Annotated in this window: 15 protein-coding genes; 8 read left to right on the plus strand and 7 right to left on the minus strand. The window is 58.1% G+C overall.

Features of this window, described 5'->3' with window-relative positions:
• Window positions 1–188 precede the first annotated feature (188 nt).
• From GSQ91_RS10290 to GSQ91_RS10305, 4 genes are all read left to right on the plus strand, one after another.
• Window positions 189–1,181 carry an aldo/keto reductase gene (locus GSQ91_RS10290; protein ID WP_158821471.1) on the plus strand — a complete coding sequence of 331 codons (993 nt, stop codon included), beginning with the start codon at window positions 189–191 and terminating at the stop codon, window positions 1,179–1,181.
• Window positions 1,182–1,307: 126 nt separating this feature from the next.
• Window positions 1,308–2,516: an acetate/propionate family kinase gene (locus GSQ91_RS10295; RefSeq protein ID WP_158821472.1), complete on the plus strand. Its 1,209-nt coding sequence runs from the start codon at window positions 1,308–1,310 to the stop codon at window positions 2,514–2,516.
• A 38-nt stretch (window positions 2,517–2,554) separates the two neighbouring features.
• On the plus strand, window positions 2,555–4,981 hold the full coding sequence (locus GSQ91_RS10300; RefSeq protein ID WP_158821473.1) for a phosphoketolase: 2,427 nt from the start codon (window positions 2,555–2,557) through the stop codon (window positions 4,979–4,981).
• A gap of 224 nt (window positions 4,982–5,205) precedes the next feature.
• Window positions 5,206–5,832: a response regulator gene (locus GSQ91_RS10305; RefSeq protein WP_158821474.1), complete on the plus strand. Its 627-nt coding sequence runs from the start codon at window positions 5,206–5,208 to the stop codon at window positions 5,830–5,832.
• Window positions 5,833–6,017: 185 nt separating this feature from the next.
• Here GSQ91_RS10305 and GSQ91_RS10310 read toward each other — a convergent pair whose 3' ends face one another.
• Complete coding sequence (locus GSQ91_RS10310) at window positions 6,018–6,959, minus strand: oxidoreductase (RefSeq protein WP_158821475.1); 942 nt, start codon at window positions 6,957–6,959, stop codon at window positions 6,018–6,020.
• A 301-nt stretch (window positions 6,960–7,260) separates the two neighbouring features.
• On the opposite strand from GSQ91_RS10310, the gene GSQ91_RS10315 reads away from it, so the two are divergent.
• Window positions 7,261–8,082 (plus strand): lipopolysaccharide assembly protein LapB, encoded by an 822-nt coding sequence (locus GSQ91_RS10315; protein ID WP_158821476.1) that lies wholly within the window; start codon window positions 7,261–7,263, stop codon window positions 8,080–8,082.
• Between the two features lie 61 nt (window positions 8,083–8,143).
• Here the strand turns inward: GSQ91_RS10315 and GSQ91_RS10320 are convergent, their stop codons facing one another.
• Together GSQ91_RS10320 and GSQ91_RS10325 are read right to left on the minus strand one after the other, a co-directional pair.
• Complete coding sequence (locus tag GSQ91_RS10320; RefSeq protein ID WP_158821477.1) at window positions 8,144–8,563, minus strand: biopolymer transporter ExbD; 420 nt, start codon at window positions 8,561–8,563, stop codon at window positions 8,144–8,146.
• A 131-nt stretch (window positions 8,564–8,694) separates the two neighbouring features.
• On the minus strand, window positions 8,695–10,062 hold the full coding sequence (locus tag GSQ91_RS10325; RefSeq protein ID WP_158821478.1) for an MFS transporter: 1,368 nt from the start codon (window positions 10,060–10,062) through the stop codon (window positions 8,695–8,697).
• A gap of 53 nt (window positions 10,063–10,115) precedes the next feature.
• Between GSQ91_RS10325 and GSQ91_RS10330 the strand changes: the two genes are divergently transcribed.
• A complete protein-coding gene (locus tag GSQ91_RS10330; protein WP_158821479.1) occupies window positions 10,116–10,358 on the plus strand; it encodes a hypothetical protein in 243 nt (80 codons plus the stop codon).
• Between the two features lie 287 nt (window positions 10,359–10,645).
• On the plus strand, window positions 10,646–12,178 hold the full coding sequence (locus GSQ91_RS10335) for an MFS transporter (RefSeq protein WP_158821480.1): 1,533 nt from the start codon (window positions 10,646–10,648) through the stop codon (window positions 12,176–12,178).
• 225 nt (window positions 12,179–12,403) lie between these two features.
• Here GSQ91_RS10335 and pyrR read toward each other — a convergent pair whose 3' ends face one another.
• From pyrR to GSQ91_RS10355, 4 genes are all read right to left on the minus strand, one after another.
• Window positions 12,404–13,027 carry a bifunctional pyr operon transcriptional regulator/uracil phosphoribosyltransferase PyrR gene (pyrR, locus tag GSQ91_RS10340; protein WP_305794274.1) on the minus strand — a complete coding sequence of 208 codons (624 nt, stop codon included), beginning with the start codon at window positions 13,025–13,027 and terminating at the stop codon, window positions 12,404–12,406.
• Window positions 13,028–13,175: 148 nt separating this feature from the next.
• Window positions 13,176–13,877 (minus strand): hypothetical protein, encoded by a 702-nt coding sequence (locus tag GSQ91_RS10345; RefSeq protein WP_158821481.1) that lies wholly within the window; start codon window positions 13,875–13,877, stop codon window positions 13,176–13,178.
• Between the two features lie 161 nt (window positions 13,878–14,038).
• On the minus strand, window positions 14,039–14,653 hold the full coding sequence (locus tag GSQ91_RS10350; protein WP_158821482.1) for a hypothetical protein: 615 nt from the start codon (window positions 14,651–14,653) through the stop codon (window positions 14,039–14,041).
• A 138-nt stretch (window positions 14,654–14,791) separates the two neighbouring features.
• Complete coding sequence (locus GSQ91_RS10355; protein WP_158821483.1) at window positions 14,792–16,564, minus strand: DUF885 domain-containing protein; 1,773 nt, start codon at window positions 16,562–16,564, stop codon at window positions 14,792–14,794.
• 299 nt (window positions 16,565–16,863) lie between these two features.
• Here GSQ91_RS10355 and GSQ91_RS10360 point away from each other — a divergent pair, with 299 nt between their 5' ends.
• Entirely contained in the window at window positions 16,864–18,243 is a 1,380-nt protein-coding gene (locus GSQ91_RS10360) for a hypothetical protein (protein WP_158821484.1), read from the plus strand.
• Window positions 18,244–18,296: the final 53 nt, after the last annotated feature.

Here is an 18,296-nt window from a genome sequence, read left to right on the forward strand (position 1 = left end):
TGGAGGTATCGAGTGGCAAGTTGCGTTTTCGATATCCGGACCAAGGCCTATCAATCTGCTTTTCGCGAATGGGTTTGATGGCCGCTCAATGGGGTGGATGTATGTGCATCAGCATCTGATCGCTGTAACGTCCCACGCCGGAATGCATCCAACGAGATGTGTTTTAAGTTTCCCTGGAGAGAATTGCAATGGAACAGAGAAGGCTCGGCCACGATGGACCGCAGGTATCGGCGATTGGATTAGGGTGCATGAGCATCGGTATCGCCGATGTGTACACCAGCAGTGCACAGGACGATGACAAAGCGATTGAGTTGATACATCGTGCACTCGATCTGGGAGTCAATTTTCTCGATACAGCGAACGTCTATGGCGATTCAGAGATCAAAGTCGGCAAGGCCTTGCAGGGCCGGCGAGATAGTGTCGTCCTGGCAACAAAGTTTGGCCTGGTTATAAGTTCCGACATTCAGAACCGAGGCGTCGACGGAACCCCGGAGAACGCACATCGTGCCTGCGATGAATCACTCCAGCGGCTTGGGGTGGAGCAGATCGATCTCTACTATCTGCATCGTGTCGATCCCCGCGTGCCGATTGAAGAGACGGTCGGCGCGATGGCCGAGCTAGTGCATGCCGGAAAGGTACGCCACCTTGGGCTCTCCGAAGCTTCTCCTGAGACAGTGCGCCGAGCCCACAAGGTTCATCCCATTGCAGCGGTTCAAACGGAGTATTCGCTATTCAGCCGTGAGCCCGAAGACGGCCTGTTGCCTGTGTTGCGTGAGCTCGGGATCGCCCTGGTGGCCTATAGTCCCCTGGGTCGTGGATTTCTTGGCGGACGGTTTCGCAGCGTCGACGACCTTGCGCCGAACGACTGGCGACGCAATAATCCGCGTTTTCAAGGAGAGCAGTTTGCCGCCAACATTGCCATCGCCGATCGCCTGCGTGAGTTCGCGGAAGAGAAACGCTGCACCCCCGCGCAGCTTGCGCTGGCATGGCTTCTCAATCGCTCTCATGACGTCATACCCATCCCTGGGACCAGCAGCATGGCTCGCCTGGAGGAGAACATTCACGCTGCTGATATTCGATTGACTGAGGAAGATATGCAACGGATCGAGCAAGCGCTGCCCGCAGGCTCGGTAGCAGGAGAGCGCTATGCACCAGCGATGATGAAGATACTCAATGGCTAGCCTGCTTGTAGATATCCTTCGATCGCGAGTCGAACTCTAAACACCTACCAGCTTCTGGCTGGTTTGATCGCCGATTGACGATGTGGGTGTAACGTCTGGTCAGGTGGATCTTCGTGGAGCGGTGGCATGCGCATACTCGTCCTGAATAGCGGTTCTTCTTCGATCAAGTATTCGATGTTCGATACCGAGAGTCAGGCCGATCCGCGTTTGCTGTACGACGGGGAGTTGAGCGGAGCCGGTAGTCCGGAGGCCACGTTGGAGATTCAGGCGCCGGATGATCCGAGTCTGAGCCGCAAGCCGTCTGGAGTGAAGGCCGAGACGCTACAGGAGGCGATTCAGTTAGTCCTGGATACAGTCTCCGGGGACCATCTGCCTGCTGTCGATGCGGTCGGTTATCGCATCGTGCATCCGGGGTCTAAGCTCAAAGAACACCAGCGGATTACGACCGAGGTGCTACGCGATCTGGAGGAGGCGGTGGCCTTTGCGCCGCTGCACGATCCTGAGGTCATCGAGATGATTCGCGCAGGCATGATGCGGTTTCCGAAGGTCACTCACTACGCCTGCTTCGACACGGTGTTTCACCAGACGATGCCGGAGGAGGCGACGACCTATCCGGTGCCTGCAGCCTATCGCGATCAGGGCGTTCGCAGGTACGGGTTTCATGGGTTGAGCTGTGAGTCGATTGTGCGCCAGATGCGGGCTGCCGGTGGCGAGCTTCCGAAGCGCATGGTGATTGCGCATCTGGGCAGCGGATGCAGTGTGACGGCGCTGCTGGAGGGCCGCTCCGTGGACACGACGATGGGGCTGACCCCGACGGGCGGAGTGGTGATGGGAACGCGGCCTGGAGACCTCGATCCTGGTCTGGTGCTGTATCTGCTTCGTCAGCAAAAGGGAGACAGTGCGCAGGCGACATCGGCGGTAGAGACGATGTTCAATCATGCTTCCGGGATGGTTGCGCTGAGTGGTATGGCGAATGATGTAAAGGCGGTGCGGAAGGCGGCGGAGGACGGCAATGCGCAGGCGGCTCTGGCGCTGAAGATCTTTACGCGCAGCGTAACCAAGGCTATTGGCGGGTTCTGCTGGCTGCTGGGCGGCCTGGATGCGATTGTGTTTGCGGGCGGCATCGGAGAGCACGATGCGGTTACACGTAAAGAGGTCCTTGAAGGGCTGCAACCTTTGGGGATCGCAATGAATTTTGAGTTAAACGACCAGAAACAGAATGGTCTGCGCCGAATTAGTGCATCTGACTCCAAGACAGAGGTTTTTGTTGTACCCGCTCAGGAAGATCTCATGATCGCCGTGCATCTGGATCGCATGGCTCGATCAAACAAGTAATTCAGGTGACGTAACCCCGTTCTTGCACGAGGGTATCCATGACCAGTACTTTCTCCCCGTCCTCTTCCACCAATCATTCTCAAACTGCGGACGCCCCTCTGAGTGCCGACGAGCTGCGCCGGATGGATGCCTATTGGCGTGCCTGCAACTATCTCTGTGCGGGCATGCTGTACCTCCGCCACAATCCGCTGCTGCGCGAGCCGCTGAAGCCCGAGCACATCAAGAGCCGGCTGCTGGGGCACTGGGGTTCCGACCCCGGGCAGACGTTCACCTGGGTGCACCTGAACCGGCTGATCAAGAAGTACGACCTTGATCTGATCTACATCTCTGGCCCTGGTCATGGAGCGCCTGCGACGCTTTCGAACAGCTATCTCGAAGGCGTGTACTCTGAGGTCTATCCGGCGATGAGCGAAGACATCGTCGGCATGCAGAAGTTCTTCAAGCAGTTCTCATTTCCGGGCGGCATCGGAAGCCACTGCACGCCGGAGACACCGGGTTCGATCCACGAGGGCGGCGAGCTGGGGTATAGCCTCTCGCATGGATTCGGCGCGGCCTTCGACAATCCCGATCTGATCGTGACGGTGGTTGTGGGCGATGGTGAATCGGAGACGGGGCCGCTCGCGACATCGTGGCACTCGAACAAGTTTTTGAACCCGGTTCGCGATGGCGCAGTGCTGCCGATCTTGCATCTCAACGGCTACAAGATTGCCAACCCGACGATCCTGGCGAGGATCTCGCGTGAGGAGTTGGACAGCCTCTTCCGTGGTTATGGATGGACGCCGCATGTCGTCGAAGGCGACGATCCGGCGTTGATGCATCAGCTGATGGCCGGTGTACTGGAGCAGTGTGTGCTCGAGATTCGCGCGATTCAGCAGAAGGCACGCAGCGCTGGTGCAGTGCCGGAGCGGCCGCGTTGGCCGATGATCATCCTGCGCACGCCGAAGGGCTGGACGTGTCCGAAGGAGATTGATGGGCACAAGCTGGAAGGCTCGTGGAGAGCTCACCAGATGCCGATTCTCGATCCGGTCACCAACCCTAAGCATTTGAAGCTGGTGGAGTCGTGGCTGCGCAGCTACAAGCCGGAGGAGTTGTTCGACGAGAACGGCACGCTGCTCGCCGAGTTCAAGGAGACTGCTCCGGTGGGGCAGCGACGTATCAGCGGCAATCCGCATGCGAATGGCGGCGAGTTGCGCAAGCCGCTCGAACTGCCAGACTTCCGCGAGTATGCGATAAAGATCGAAAAGCCTGGGCAGGTTGAGGTCTCGTCGACCGATACGCTGGGACATTTTCTGCGCGATGTGATGCGCCAGAATATGACGAGTTTCCGAGTCTTCGGGCCGGACGAGACCGCCTCCAACAAACTCGACGCGATCTACGAAGCGAGCGGCAAGACGTGGATGGCGGAGATGAAGCCCGAGGACGCCGACGGTGGCTTCCTCTCGACCGACGGGCGTGTGATGGAGATGCTCAGCGAGCACACCCTCGAGGGCTGGTTCGAGGGCTATGTGCTCACGGGACGGCACGGCTTCTTTTCCAGCTATGAGGCGTTCGTTCACATCATCGACTCGATGTTCAACCAGCATGCGAAGTGGCTGGAGAAGAGCAAGCTGGAGCTGCGGTGGCGCGCTCCGATCTCGTCCATCAACCTGCTGATTACTTCACTGGTATGGCGGCAGGACCACAACGGGTTCACGCACCAGGACCCGGGCTTCCTCGATCTGGTCACGAATAAGAGTCCGGAGATTACGCGCATCTATCTGCCGCCCGATGCGAACTGCCTTTTGAGTGTGGCGGACCACTGTCTGCGCAGTGTCGACTATGTGAATGTCATCGTCGCCGACAAGGCGCCGCACCTGCAGTATCTGGACATGGATGCTGCGGTGAACCATTGCACGAAGGGCATCGGCATATGGGATTTCGCCAGTAACGATGCGGGTCAGGAGCCGGATGTCGTGATGGCATGCGCGGGCGATATTCCTACGGCGGAGTCTCTGGCGGCTGTGGCGATTCTTAGAGAGCGCTGCCCGGAGATAAAGATTCGCTTCGTCAACGTGGTCGATCTGTTTCGCCTGATGCCGGAAGAAGAACATCCTCATGGTCTGTCGGAGCGTGAGTTCGACAGTTTGTTTACGAAGGACAAGCCGGTCATCTTCAACTTCCATGCCTACGCTTCGCTGATCCATAAGTTCACGTACCGCAGGAACAACCACGACAACTTCCACGTGCGCGGATACAAGGAGAAGGGCAACATCAACACGCCGCTGGAGTTGGCAATTCTGAACCAGGTGGACCGCTTCGATCTGGCGATCGATGTCATCGACCGCGTGCCGTCGCTGCAGGTGAGCGCAGCGCATGTGAAGGAGTGGCTGAAGGATCAGATCATCGACAGCGTGAACTATGCGCATGAGAACGGCATTGATAGCCCGGAGATACGTGAGTGGAAGTGGCCAGGAGAAGGCGACTAAATCTTCCATCTCTATAGCGTTCCGTTATGTCGCTTATCCGACATAACGATAAAAGGCCGCCCCTGTGTGGGCGGCCTTTATTATTGATTTGGAACGAGTTGTAACTTGCGCTGCAGACTGTGAAGCTGCGACTATGTCTCCGATGCTCCGACAGAATGTTTGCTCGCGGGTACGGGGGCACGCACAAGCTGCGACCGAAATAGCCTCTGAGGAGAACCAAAGTTATGGCGAAGCGCCGCGTCCTACTGGTCGATGATGAAGTCTCAATTTTGCTCACTATAAAGGCTGTGCTGGAGATCAGCGGCTTCGAGGTGGACACTGCCGCCAGCGCGCTGGAAGGAAAGCTGAAGCTCAAACGGCACGAATACCATATGGTCATCACCGACATGCGCATGGAGCACGATGCTTCCGGACGTGAGGTGATTCTGGCCGCGCGCTCCGCGCCGTATCACCCCGCCGTGGCGCTGCTGACCGCGCTCCCTTTCAGCGACGAAGACTGGCAGGATATGGGCGCGGACAAGTTGCTTGTAAAGCCGATGCAGACAGCGAGCTTGATTCGGCAGCTGGAGCAACTGTTGGAGAAACATACCGCCAATCTGGCGAGATCTTCGAAGGCACTGGCGGCGGTCGCGAAGCCTAAATTGCCGAAGAAGGTGGCTCCCGCAAAGAAAGCAGCGGTAACGAAGAAGACCGTGAAAAAATCCGCGGCGAAGAAGTTGCCGGTGAAGAAAGCCGTGGCGAAGAAGGCCGTAGCGAAAAAAGCTGCGGTGAAGAAGGTGGTTGCGAAGAAGGCTGTGGCAAAGAAGGTAGTTGCCAAGAAGACCGCTGTGAAGAAGAAGGCCAAGCGGTAGTGAAGCAAATCCCTGCCGTTTCGTGCCACCCATAAACTGTCATTTCGATTGAGTGGAGAGATTTCTGTATTTGGCTTGTAGCGGCGATGGTGCTGACGCAGGCATCGCAGAATACAGGGGTCTCTCCACTCCGCATGACGATAAAACCATCATGCTCCGGTCGAGATGACAGTTTAATGTGACGCTTACGAAAGCAAGGGATACTTGACCCCGGTCAGTTCCTCGCTCACCTGCCACAGCTTCTTTCCGACCGCCTCATCGAGCGCCTGTGGGCGCGCTTGCACGACCTTCGGATAGCCCTTGAATTCCATGAAGCCATCCGGGCCGATATATTCGCCTCCCTTGGCTTCCGGGGCAGTTGCGGCATAGAGCGTCGGCAGCGCGCCCATCACGTCATCCTGCATGATGAGCGGCGCGACCACCTTCAGCACGCGAACCTTTAGATCCTTGCTGCCCATCCCAGGGCCATTGTCGACGATGCTGGTCTTCGAGATGCCTGGATGCACCGGGATGCTGGCCAGCCTGCTGCCGGCGGCCCTGGCCCGGCGGTCGAGCTCGCGTGCGAACAGGATATTCGCCAGCTTCGAGTTGTTATAGGTGTCCCAGGGCACGTAGCTGCGCTCGCTCTGGAGGTTATCGAACTCGATCTTGCCGGTGCGGTGCGCCAGCGAGGCCACGGTGACGACACGTGGAGCGGGAGCGCCGCGAAACTGCGGTAGCAGCAGGCCGGTGAGCGCGAAGTGGCCAAGGTGGTTGGTGCCAAACTGCCGCTCGAAGCCGTCGGCTGTGAGTTCGCGCGTGGGCAGAGCCATCACGCCGGCGTTGTTGATTAGCAGGTCGAGCACACGCCCGCTGGCTATAAATCTCCGGGAAAAGTCGTGAATGGAGGTGAGCGACGCGATGTCCAGCTCCGCCACCTCGGCGCTGGCCCCAGGGGCCTCTCGGAGCAACCGCTCCAGGGCAGCCTGGCCCTTGGTAAGGCTGCGGACGCCCAGCAGCACGTGTGCCCCGTGGCGCGCGAGCTCCAGCGCAGCCTGGTAGCCGATGCCGCTGTTTGCGCCTGTGATGAGGACTGTTTTGCCTGTTTGGGAGGGGATTTGCCCTGCAACCCACTTTGTTGACGCCATTTTTCGCTTCTCCGTGCGGTTGGCCATCAACAGGTAGATTGTGCCGGTCCGCGCTCTCTCATGTCCGATCCTACCAACAGGAGTGGGGGTTGTATGACTGGCGAGGGGGCAGGACAGATAACTTCTTCAACAGCACAAAAATGAAAAAAATATGCAATATCAATTGCCCTGACAGGAAGCCCCTCTGGTAAACCTGCACCTTCTCCCTTTACAATCGAACGGCAAGGCACCATTCTCAGTTTTGGAACTTTTGCCTCCTGAGTAGGCCTGCGGCGATATTGTTTGAAGGGGAAAGGTTCTCATGAAGCTTAGCGCACGAATTTCTGTTAGCGCCGCGATGTTGGTAGTGCTGGCGAGCACCGTTGGATGCACCAAACTGCGCGCACGCGACAGGCTCGTGAAAGGTGTGCAGGAATTTAAGGCAGGGCATTACGAACAGGCTGTCGACAAGTTCCAGGAATCCATCGATCTCGATCCGAACTACGCCGCCGCGCGGCTGTACCTCGCAACCGCCTACAGTTATCAGGTGGTGCCGAACCTGGATACCCCAGACAACCTGAAGATTGCCCAGAAGGCCATGGATGGCTTCAACGCTGTCCTTGACAAGGATCCGAACGATCTCGGTGCGCTCCGCCAGATCGCTTCGATCGAGCGCAACATCAAGCAGTACGATAAGGCCAAGGCTATCGAGCTGAAGATCATAGCGCTCGATCCGTCGGATTCCGAGGCGAACTACACGGTTGCGTGGATCGACTGGAACAAGGCTTACAAGAATGCGACGACGATTCTCGCTGCTGCCGGCATGCAGGACGATGGCGAAGGCAATGTGAAGAAGTCTAAGGATGTTTGCGCCAAGATCGTTGCAGCGAACACAGATCTTGTGGCTGAGGGTATCCAATACCTGCAAAAGGCCATTGATATCAACCCCAACTACGACGACGCTATGTCGTACATGAACCTCACCTATCGCCGCAAGGCCGATCTGGAGTGCGGCAATGATGCCGCTCGCAAGGACGACCTCGCCAAGGCAGACGAGTGGGTGCAGAAGGCTACCGGCGCTCGCAAGGCCAACGAAGCGGCCAAAGAGAAGAAGCTGGGCGGCGGCGTCGATATGTCGAAGTAAGCTGCGCTTTATGGATACCAACAAGGCCTCCCGCAGGGGAGGCCTTGTTGTTTCTGCGAGGTCAGAGCTTCGTCAGTGGGCCGAGAGCTATCTGTCCTGCTCCAGCCGCTCTTGCTTCGGCGACGACCGCCGCTACCTGCTGATAGCTGAGTGCGCGATCGGCTTCGACGAACAGTGTATGGTCCTGCCGCGTCGCAAAGAGCTGCTGCAGGGCAGGACGTAGGCCTGCGAAGCCCATGTCCTGCTGCTCGATCCGGTATGCTGGGCCGCTATTGGGGGCGCCTGCCACAATCCGCACGACGAGCGGCGATGGTGACGCCACAGGAGCCGCGTGCCCTTGTGGGATGGAGCTGTCGAGCCCACGAGGCACCGTGGGGACAAGAACCATGAAGATGATGAGCAGGACGAGCAACACATCGATCAGCGGGGTTACGTTGATCTCTGCGGACGGAGTGGAGGAAGAGCCTGTCGCGAATGCCATGAGGAGCACCTCGAGGGTAAGTCGTGAGCGAGCGCTCGGACCTGCGGGGAGGGTGTCAGCTGGCGAGAGCCGGAGCCGGATTCGGCTGCTGTTGGTTTAGACACCGGTACGGGGTGAATTGAGCCGAGCCATTAAGCCGTCGGCAGTTCTTTCGGCTCCATCCACAGCTTGCCGGCGACGATCAGAACCGCAAGCATTGCCGTGCAGATGGCGAAGACACTCCGCACGCTGGTGAGGTTGGCCAGGATGCCGCTCAGGACCAACCCTGCGATCTGGGCGCTGAAGATGAATGACATGACCGTCGAGCCGACACGGCCCAGCATCGCTTGAGGCGTCTCCTGCTGGATCATCGTCTGCGAAGGGATGACGATGCCGCCTACGGAGAAGCCGACAAGGAAGCAGCCGAGGATCGTGAGGACGACATCGATTGCGATGGCGTGGCTTCCAAGCTGGAAGACGACGTGCGGCGCTATCGCCATCAGCAGCGTGCCGCCCGCGATGCCGCTCAGTCCGGAGTAGACAAGAGTCGTGTTCTTCACCTTCTTGGCAAAGGCGTTGAGGAGAGAGATGCCAACCAGCAGGCCGAGGCCGATCATGGCGCTCGCGATGCCGAAGATATTGGTCGAGGCGCGCAGCGTATCGCGCACAAAGATAGCGATCAGAGGGCCAAAGCAGCCCATCACAAACATGCCGGAGGCGAGTGCGACGATCACAAAGAGCAGAGCCGCATGATGAAAGATGAAGCTCGCGCCCTCCTTCATGTCTTCGAGGATGCGGGCGATGCCGGTCTTTTCTTCGGTAGCTGAGGGCTCCTGGCCTGCGGCTGCCACTACCTCACTCTTTGGCGGAAGAATAAGCGCGAGGGAAGCGATGAGCGTGCCGGAGGCGATGAAGCTGATGGAGTCAATGATGAAACAAGTCTGCTCATGAAAGCGCGAGACGATAAAGGTGGCGACAGGGCCGCCGACGATGCGCATGACGTACATGACCTGCTGCATCAGCGAATTGGCCGAACGCAGGCCGTGTCGCGGGACCGCGCTGCGAATGGCTATGCCCTGCGCAGGCTGGAAGAAACTCGAAAAGACGCTGATTGCTGCAAGGACGGCATAAAAACCATAGACGTTGTGAACCAGCAGTAACAGAAGGCAGAGGCCCGCGCGGATGAAGTCGCTTGAAACCAGCGTTGGCTTCACGGGCCAGCGATCTACGAACACGCCGCTGAGAACGCCCAGCACGGCAATCGGCAAAAGATAAGCGATCTGGACGCCTGTCACCTGTTGCGCGCTCGCATGCAGCTTGAACGTCATGACGGTGATGACCGCAAACAGGGCGAGGAAGTCGCCGAAGACCGAGACGATCTGCGCGTACCAGAGTCGCCGCATCGTCGCGACGCGCAGCACCTCACCCATGCTCATGGGGTCAGGAGCCGCAGGTGCGGGCTGGGACGGAGCTTCGGTCTCGAGCTCCTGATAATCGGCGACGGTGCTTTCGTTGCTCATAAGTTCTGGTACGGCCCTTCAGAGGCCAATAGGATTCACGTTGAATTTATTGGATGGTTCAAAAGCATCGGCAGACGCTTTTAATGGCATTCGCCCTTTCCCTAAATGGGTTAACGTTTGGCGTGGCCAAATATTGTCTAACGCTGCGTTTTTATGTTTATAGCGATGTTTTGCTCATTAAAGATCGCCCCAAAAATCTGTCATCTCGACCGAAGGCGGCGTTTTTTGCCGCCGTAGTAGAGAGACCCCTTGATGCAGAGCGTGATGCAAATGTTTGTGGCGCGCTTTGCGTCTAGAGCCCCCTGTATTTTGCCCGGAGCCGCATTGCCGCTTCGAGCAAAATACAGGGGTCTGTGGGTGTTGTGCAGACTTGCCGCAAAGCATTAGCGGGTGCAGCTTGCAAAGGGAGCTGAATTAGGAGACGATATCTTCATTGCCGAAAATAGAGTCGCGGGATGGTATCTCCCGCAATCATCCCTCGGATGATCTCTTCACAGCCACGGCGCAACCTGACCAATGTCGGGAATGCGCATAACGTGGCTGTTTCGCGTTTATGGTGCATCCCGACAAGAAGGATGTACGCATGGCAATCACGAAACAGCGAATTCTCTCTAATACCCTTCCATACTCCAATAAATGGCTCGTGCTGGTCGTCGTCTCGACCGCTCTTTTTCTCATCAGCATTGATATGACAGTGCTGTACACCGCTTTGCCGCGACTGACCCACGATCTTGCCGCCAGCAGTAGCCAAAAACTCTGGATCGTCGATGCGTTTCCGCTTGTGATGGCGGGTCTGCTCCCGACTATGGGTATGCTTGGCGACCGGATTGGGCATCGCCGAATATTTCTTTGGGGGCTTATTGCTTTCGCTTCTGCCTCCCTGCTCGCGGCTTATGCCCCCTCTGCGAACGTCCTGATTGCAGCACGTGCCTTTCTCGCTGTTGGCGCATCCATGATGATGCCAGCGACGCTTTCTCTCTTGCGCCTGACGTTCACAACCGACAAAGAACGCGGCCAAGCGATTGGCATCTGGGCTGCTGTCTTTTCAGGCGGTGTTGCGATCGGTCCATTGATAGGTGGAGCTTTACTCAGCCATTTTTGGTGGGGGTCTGTCTTCCTGATTAACGTGCCCGTGGTGGTAATAGCACTTATCTCTACTCCATTCATCGTGCCCGCTGGAAAAGGGAACCCAGAGCGGCAACTCGACCTCCTGAACGCACTACTAGCCATGGTCGCAATGGTTAGCCTGGTCTATGCGCTGATGGAGGCCGCAAGACCAGAAGCAGGATTGCTTGAGGCCACTTTCGCGGGTGTTATCGGCATGACGTTTATGGTCATTTTCGTGAGGCGGCAAAACCGTTCCGCAGGCCCGATGATTGACTTCTCGCTATTCGGTAACGGACGCTTCACAGCCGGTGTATTTACTGCGATGATCGCAACCCTGGCTGGTACGGGCGTGCAACTTGCGCTCACGCAGCGGTTACAGCTTGTAATCGGTGACTCGCCGCTTCATGCGGCTCTCTTCATGCTGCCAATCTCGATCTCGGCCTTTGTCGCAGGTTCCCTCAATGGGTTCGTGCTTCACAAAGTGGGCATCGGTCGGGCACTCTGGACAAGTCTCATCATGGCTGCGACCGGCCTCATCGGCTACGCAGTCTTCCGTAACAGCAGCGCTGTCGAGCAAGTCGCAAGCTTAGTCATCTTCGGGTTCGGCGTAGGTGTGGGCTCGGCGATGGCCTCAACCGCCATCATGATCAACGCGCCAGAAGATAAGGCCGGCATGGCCGCCTCCATCGAAAGCGTCGCCTACGAACTTGGTGGTGTGCTTGGAGTCACCATCCTCGGTAGCATTCTGTCTTTTACCTATACGAAGGCTCTCATACTGCCGCAGGGAATACCAACCCCAGCGCTCGCTAGGGACAGCCTTGATCAAGCACTGCTGCTCGCCGAACACATGTCTGGCGGCGCAGCGGCGAAATTGATCACTCAGGCTAAAACGGCCTTCGACTTCGCCTTCATAGCTGTTTTGGTGGCTGGCACCGCAATCACGCTACTCATGGCGGCAGTAATCGCCAAGATTATCTACCGGGCGAAAGCTCTGAGCCTCCCTGGGTGACCCAATCCATAGATTTGCGAAGCGAGAACCTGTCGGCTTTTCGTCAGTAATCCGTGCGGAGCAGGTGCTGGCCAGCGAGTTTCGTCGCACCCTCGTCTCTCAGTCCTGAGCAGAATCGAATGAACGCATGACGTGAAGCCGTCATGCGTTCATTCGAGATGACAATCTTGTGCGGTGTTTATAAAAGGCATCTGCGGATTGGCAATCCGCTGCCCTTGCTTATGCTTACTTGCCGTCCTCGATGAGCTCGACCAGGACAACCTGCTCGTCGTTGTCGATCTCGCGCAGCTTGACTTCGATGATCTCGCGTCGCGAGGTAGGCACGGTACGGCCGATGAACTTGGCTTCGATCGGCAGTTCGCGGTGCCCGCGGTCGATCAGTACCAGCAACTGCACGCTCTTGGGGCGGCCGTGGTCGAACAGCGCGTCCATGGCTGCGCGGATGGTGCGGCCGGTGTAGAGCACATCGTCCATCAGGATGATGTCGCGACCCGTAACGTCGAAGCCCAGATCGCTTTTTTCTACGACGGGACGAATATCGCGCGTCGTGAGGTCGTCGCGATAGAAGCTGATGTCGAGCACGCCGGTATCGACGGGTTGTTTCTCAATCGTTGCGATCAGCGCGCCGATGCGCTGCGCCAGCGGCACGCCGCGGCGCTTGATGCCGACCAGGCCCAGGTTGTTGCTGCCGTGATTGCGTTCCACGATCTCGTGCGCCAGCCGTACCAGCGTGCGCTCGATCTCGGAGCCGGACATGAGGCGGCCTTTTTCACGCAGGCGCGGCGACCGCGTGGAGGGGGTGGATTCGCTCGTTTCAGTGGCCGGAGAGGATGTCTGGTTGTCGCTCATGATTGCTGTTGATGATAGCAGCGGAGGTAGAGCAGTTTCACGTTAAGTGCCATCTGACAGAATCTGAAGGGTTGTTTTTCTGAGGGGGAACTCCGCAGGCAGCCTTCGCCCTGGAAGTATCCAGGGTGAAGACGCTGTAGCGGTCGCGCTAGCTGAGGCTTTTGGTCTGCCGCGACCGCACAAACCCTGCGAACGCGCCGCCGGCGGTGGACAGCACCAGAAGCATCGCGACAACCGCTGCCAGGCTCATCAGAATGAATCCCGCGCGAAACTCGGGAACGGTGAGGATGAGATCGAAAAAGCCCGCGGAGGCTTGTCCGGATTGCTCAATGGCCCTCGCTTTAGCCTCCAGCATGATGGAGTTCACATTCGCTTCGAATTCGGCCATTCTATGGAGGCCATAGCGCAGGATAAGCATCTGTGTGGTGGTGATGACAGCCATGCCCAAAGAGGTGAGTATTCCGCAGATCAGGCCGATGCGCGCCCCCAGCCCGCCTGTGATGCGCGTCTGGCGGTGCCGTGAGGCATAGATGGCCAGCACTACAGAGGGTGCCAGCCACGCCAGGAGCTCGAACGGCGGCAGAACGATCGAAATCGCGGATATCGCTCCAGCGACCATCATGGCGATAACGATGATGGCCTTCCAGTTCGCTGCCGAGGGATCGGTGATTGGGGGTGCGCTGGCAGTCTGCTCGCTGGCAGTGGCGTTCTGTATCTGCTGTTCGGCCTGCTCCAGCAACTCCTCGGAGAGGGTTACCTGCGGCGCTCCGCAGTTCCAGCAAAAGAAAAGGGAACCCTCGTCCTCGGTGTGGAGGAGAGACTGGCAGCGGTGGCAATGGCGTTGGATCACCTCTCGAAGGCTACCCGAGACCCGCGCTGGGAGCAAACCGAGTGGCCGCTTGAGCGGTTTTACAGGTTGTGTAAGCCGACGCAAAAGGCGTTTGCGTGGTTTTCTCCACAGGAAAACCACACTGCACATTTTTTGCCGGTCGCAGTAGCTGTGAAACCGCTCTATTCGCTGTCGCTGTCTTTGCTGTCGTGACTGCCCAGGCCTGTGGGCAGGTCAAGAGCGACCATGCCAATCTTCGTGCCGCCATCCTTCGCTTCGATGCCTACGATGTGCTGGTGCTGCTCGGAGCCGGTGCGCAGCTCCAGGCCGGAGTTAGAGTCGTCCTCGTGGATGTGATTGCCATGTTTCGAATCGCAGGTTAGCCCCTGGGAGGTTCGTGTGGGTTGACCGACCGGGTTGTTATCCCTGCACGCGATCACATCGCCATAGCGGGCAAGGTCCTTGCGGTAGAAGGCCTCCACTTTGCTCTGGGGATCGCTGGTCTGGTAGCTCGCTGCCTTGACGCCGAGGTGGAAGCTGCCAAAATTCATGTTGATATCGGCGGAGCCCCCGTCCGATTTCTCGCTGTTGCTTTTAATCAGCGCTGCGCCGGGGTAGGTGGTGATGCCGATAGTGGCGCTATTGCCCTTGTTGTCGGTCTTAACCTGCATGGAGCCGAAGGGAGTGCCAATATCAACGTTGTCGTTCTTGCCGTCTTTGTGGGTTGTAACATGGCAGCCGGCGAGCAGCAGTGCAGCCAGCGAAGCGGGGACAGCGAGCGAGCGGATAAAGTTCATAGGGATCGACCTCGGACAGCGAAAGTTCGTGCATCTTCAAGCATCGGTCAGGAGACGTGACTCTACGCAGATAGGATACGCGCGTTGCGGCCCGGCGGTTCCATCATTCGCACAAAGAGACAAAGAGAATGATGGCCATTATGGCGTGCCAGCTTTCTCCTGCGGTATAAAGTGCTCTTCTACGGCCTTTTTCATCAGACCGGGCGGGAGCAGTCCCTGCGCGAGGATGAAGTCGTGGAAACGCAGAGCGCTGAACTTCGGACCAAGAGCGGTTTCCGTCTCCTTGCGCAGCTCAAGCAGCCGTGTGAAGCCGTAAAAGTAGCTGTTCGCCTGTCCCGGAGATCGGAAGGTATAGCGCTCGACCTCCTGATTCGCAAAGGGAACCGAGAAGCAGACGTCCTGCGTGAGCACCTTCATGGCGTCCGCAGGCTGAATCTTGCCGGCCTGTAGCTCGGGATCCAGAAACGCGCGTGCGGCGCGCAGCAGCCGGAACTGCAGGCTGATGAGCTGGCCCTCTTTCGGCATGTAAGGCAGCGTGATGTACTCCGAGTAAAGACCCCAGCCTTCGGCGTTGGTCGAGTTGAACGCAAACAGCGCACGAGCCAGCGACACACCGTGCTCCACCATCGAGTCGAACTGCAGTTCATGTCCTGGACGCGCTTCGTGCGCGATCAGCGTCCAGGAGGCCGCGTCGAAGGTATAGTCGTCGACCTTCGCGGCCTGCGCTTCGCCTGGTCCCGCGGGCATGTTGAGAGGCAGTACAAATACACCGCGCTGCCCGGTGTTGTGCAGGAACGGAGGCGGCACCATATGCGGTGCCGGCGAGTCCGCGCTCTCGGCCGCCGTTCCCAGGCGAATGATCGCTGGACGATCCGGAAGTGTTACGAGCTTGTCGGTGACGATGATCTTCTCGATCTCGTGCAGACGTTTTTCGTAGAACGGCAGGATCGCGTCTCCGGTGAGCTGCTGTTTTTTGAGCTCGCGAATTACGTCGCGGTAGTCGCTCGACGCAAAGCCGTGCTCTTTGGCGATCTCCGTCGCTAGCGGCTGCATCTGTGCCTGATAGTCGAGAAATGCCTTGTGAGCCATCTCCGCGATCTGCGCGGGTGGAATGTCGATGCCATAGCCCTCGAACGCGAGGGCATACTCTTCGGGTAGCAGGCGGAAGTCGGTGCGCGCCTTCGGCAGAATGTTCGCGCGGACCCAGGCGTCGTAGTCCGTGAGTTGCGTCTTCAGAGCAGCGTAGGCTGGTTCCCATCCAGTCAGGTGGTACTTCTGAAACAGCGCTGCGATGCCCTCCACAATGGCCGCGTTGCGGGAGAGCTGCGTCTCCACCTCGGACTTCGAAGGATAGATCATGTCCGGCTTAGCCATCTGCTGCTTCATGCGCTCAATGAGCTGCAGCGTAACGGGCCTATAGCCTGGCGCCTGCCCCGCATATTTCTTCAAGCGCGTCACGGCGGACTCACGCCGAGACTGCGGCATCTGATCGTCAAGTAGCGTCTGCAGGCCATTGAAGAAAAGGCTGGTGGCATTGATGAAGGGGACACGGCGTTTTCTGCCGAAGTCCTGCTCGCGAAAACCGAGGCGCTCATTGTTGATGATGATTTGCAGGTCTTCAGCGACGTTCTGGTCCTTCTCGGTCTTGAGCGCAATCTCCAGCTTGTCGACAGCGGCTTCTTCTTCCTTGCGCTGCGCGTCTTCGGCAGCCTTCGAGACATCGCCGATCTCGGTGTCGTACTTCGCCAGGCCCTCCGAGGAAGCTTCTTCCGGCGAGTACTTGATCTGAATGTCGAGAACCTGCTGGGTGAAGGCATTGGAGCGGGCGATCCAGGCGGGCTGCGGAGCGGGTACCTGCCCGAAGGCCGGGGCGACGAGGAGAAGGAGTGCGGTGAGGCGGAGTGAGCGCAAGGAAGTGTCTCCAGTGGGTGTTTTCTTTACGAAGTAGAAGTATAGGGTTGGCATCGGGTGCAATCGACATATTTCTGCTGGCGGATGCCTGAGTCACTCCTTGCAGATTTTGTTGTCGGTGCACATGCCTTGTTGCTGGCCGATCGTCTTATGCCCCTGGATGCTGCACGATACAGTCGTGATTTCCCAGAGCTTTTGCTTTTTCCTATTGACGTCTAGCGAAATCCTAAATATATAGGAGATGCGGTCTCTGGCTGTGGCAGAGACTCGGTAGACTTTTTTCCTCTACGAGGTTCACCATGTACCGGCTACCGGTCCTGTTGCTTCTGTTTTGCCCTTGCCTGGCGTTCGCTCAGACAGCGAGCCAGCCCGAGCCGCAGAGCGCGCCCCAAGTTTCTCCGCAAGCTGCTTACGACCAGGCCGTCCGGCCCCTTGATATCACGCGCCGCGCTGCGCAGAACTGGTCTGAGATTGAACTCGACGCACTTGCCGTAGCGACAGATCAGGCCAAGGCCAGCTGCTCCGCGCGTAACCCCGGCCAGTACACGGGCGAAGACCTCCTCGCCTACGCTCACCTCTGTGCTTTTGCCCGGCGATGGCAACCCGTTCTGATTGCTGCCAAGAAATATCTCGATGCTCAGCGCGAGGCGCCGCCTGAGACAAAGCTCACTGGCTTTCCTAATCTCTCCGAAGCCTTCGACTACGAGATCCAGGCCAACATCCAACTCAAGAGCTACGTAGATGCTCTGCTGAATGCGCGGACGATGCTCGAGACGGTTCCCTACGACGTCTACGCCTCCGAAGCGACCGACAGCACCATTCGATACAGTCAACTGATCGACGCCAGCGACACATTTGAGCTGCTCGCCCAACGCCAACCTATTCTGCTCTCGCTGCTCAAAGCAAATGCTGCATCCAATCCGGCTGCGACGTCCAGCCCTAACCCACCCCTCCCGATTCACATCCTCTATGCCGAAGCTATCGCGCTTCCGGCCATGCAGCAGTTCATGAATCAGCCCAAATCGGCGGCTACCTCTTTCGCTGCACTCGAAGCCGCGTTACCTGCCAACCTCTCTTCGGAAGACGTAGATCTGATTGCTGAATCTCGCCGTCAGTATCTGCTCCTTGGCTCACCGCTGCCCGGGATTCATGCATCCGCTTCGCTGCTCGATCACTCGTTTGCAGCACCCCAGGACCTCGACACGAACTTCGGAGCGGCCACGGTCTTCGTGCTCTTCCAGGACTGGTGCGCCCAGTGCATTACCTCGGCTCTCCACTTTGGGACCGCTGCTACGAACCTCAAACAGCAGAACAGTGCTGTGCGTCTTTACGGGCTGCTGGCCCAGGCCGATCCCAAGCCGCCAGCTCCGAAAGCCCCGCCGAAACCCGCTATCAAGCCCACACTCTCAGGTGATTCCAAGACGCTTCACCAGGACATACAACTGGCGATTAAACCTACCGCTGCCGCGCTTCTGGTCGGCACCCCGACGCTCCTTGTGCCCGTTGAAACCATCAACACCTTCGTTGCCACGGATTTTCCCCTCGTCGTTGTCACCGATCACAACGGCATCGTCCGTTTCATTCAACCCGCCGATGAGAATGCAATTATTCCCGGCGGACTCATCGAGCAGGTTGTTGCTCACGTACTTCAGCGCTGGCCACCCTCCGCGCCAAAGTAGAGTCATCGGTTGCCCTGGATTCTGGCAACGTAACGAGGGTGTTATGAAGCTCA

It is taken from the genome of Granulicella sp. S156 (genome assembly GCF_009766105.1).
GTDB lineage: Bacteria > Acidobacteriota > Terriglobia > Terriglobales > Acidobacteriaceae > Granulicella.

What these genes read in the sequence shown, in the direction of transcription:
- GSQ91_RS10310 (WP_158821475.1), bottom strand. Translation starts at nt 6,959, where the DNA reads ATGGCGTCAACAAAGTGGGTTGCAGGGCAAATCCCCTCCCAAACAGGC.
- GSQ91_RS10315 (WP_158821476.1), top strand. Translation starts at nt 7,261, where the DNA reads ATGAAGCTTAGCGCACGAATTTCTGTTAGCGCCGCGATGTTGGTAGTG.
- GSQ91_RS10320 (WP_158821477.1), bottom strand. Translation starts at nt 8,563, where the DNA reads ATGGCATTCGCGACAGGCTCTTCCTCCACTCCGTCCGCAGAGATCAAC.
- GSQ91_RS10325 (WP_158821478.1), bottom strand. Translation starts at nt 10,062, where the DNA reads ATGAGCAACGAAAGCACCGTCGCCGATTATCAGGAGCTCGAGACCGAA.
- GSQ91_RS10335 (WP_158821480.1), top strand. Translation starts at nt 10,646, where the DNA reads ATGGCAATCACGAAACAGCGAATTCTCTCTAATACCCTTCCATACTCC.
- GSQ91_RS10360 (WP_158821484.1), top strand. Translation starts at nt 16,864, where the DNA reads ATGTACCGGCTACCGGTCCTGTTGCTTCTGTTTTGCCCTTGCCTGGCG.
- GSQ91_RS10300 (WP_158821473.1), top strand. Translation starts at nt 2,555, where the DNA reads ATGACCAGTACTTTCTCCCCGTCCTCTTCCACCAATCATTCTCAAACT.
- pyrR (WP_305794274.1), bottom strand. Translation starts at nt 13,027, where the DNA reads ATGAGCGACAACCAGACATCCTCTCCGGCCACTGAAACGAGCGAATCC.
- GSQ91_RS10305 (WP_158821474.1), top strand. Translation starts at nt 5,206, where the DNA reads ATGGCGAAGCGCCGCGTCCTACTGGTCGATGATGAAGTCTCAATTTTG.
- GSQ91_RS10295 (WP_158821472.1), top strand. Translation starts at nt 1,308, where the DNA reads ATGCGCATACTCGTCCTGAATAGCGGTTCTTCTTCGATCAAGTATTCG.
- GSQ91_RS10330 (WP_158821479.1), top strand. Translation starts at nt 10,116, where the DNA reads ATGGTTCAAAAGCATCGGCAGACGCTTTTAATGGCATTCGCCCTTTCC.
- GSQ91_RS10350 (WP_158821482.1), bottom strand. Translation starts at nt 14,653, where the DNA reads ATGAACTTTATCCGCTCGCTCGCTGTCCCCGCTTCGCTGGCTGCACTG.
- GSQ91_RS10290 (WP_158821471.1), top strand. Translation starts at nt 189, where the DNA reads ATGGAACAGAGAAGGCTCGGCCACGATGGACCGCAGGTATCGGCGATT.